Consider the following 688-nt stretch of genomic DNA (forward strand, 5'->3'; position numbering starts at 1 on the left):
CGTATATCGGGACATACAGCTCTACCATTTTATCTGCTGTAAATTCTGCCACAAATTCTTTCCAGAACTCATCAGGAATATTCGGAGCACTTTTTTTAAATTGTTCCATATACGTCTGCATAGACGAAATAGCCATTTTATCGGCTTGGGTAATCTTGATAAATTCTCTGATCTTAGCTTCGGAAACCTGAGAGAAAGCCAATGTTCCGATGAAAAGACTCAAAGTTGTTATTAATTTTTTCATAGGTGAATAATTAGGCTTCAACAATAAATTTTCTTTCGTTGATCGATCGTAGAATTGTATGATGAGAAAAAAGACTTTCATTATAAACTCTACTTATTCAAAAAACGTAGATATGTATGTAAGTTTGCCAATTCATATAAGAATGTAAGACCTGCAAAAAAAGACAAGGTGTATCAGTGGAGAAAGGATGCATTTCTTAGTACTGATTTTTCAGAAATCATTGCGGGAACGGATCGATCGGTGATGTTATCAAAGGAGCGATGCTTGCTCACAAAGCTGAAGAAGAAGGTGTTTTTGTTGCAGAAACTTTAGCAGGGCAGAAACCGCACATCAATTACAACTTAATTCCTGGAGTAGTATATACATGGCCTGAAGTTGCCGGAGTTGGTAAAACAGAAGAACAGCTAAAAGAAGAAGAGAGTAGTGTATAAAATCAAAGCAAAA

At 35.8% G+C, this 688-nt stretch carries 1 protein-coding gene and 1 pseudogene; one reads left to right on the top strand and one right to left on the bottom strand.

Annotated elements, in window-relative coordinates:
• Nucleotides 1-325: DUF2059 domain-containing protein (locus ACJ5GX_RS05245; RefSeq protein WP_495292774.1), on the bottom strand; the 325-nt coding region annotated here is incomplete at its 3' end.
• A gap of 152 nt (nucleotides 326-477) precedes the next feature.
• Between ACJ5GX_RS05245 and ACJ5GX_RS05250 the strand changes: the two are divergent.
• Nucleotides 478-660, top strand: a pseudogene (locus tag ACJ5GX_RS05250) (oxidoreductase dimerization domain-containing protein); the annotation flags it as partial.
• Nucleotides 661-688: the final 28 nt, after the last annotated feature.

The sequence above is a fragment of the Wolbachia endosymbiont of Tuta absoluta genome, assembly GCF_059414725.1.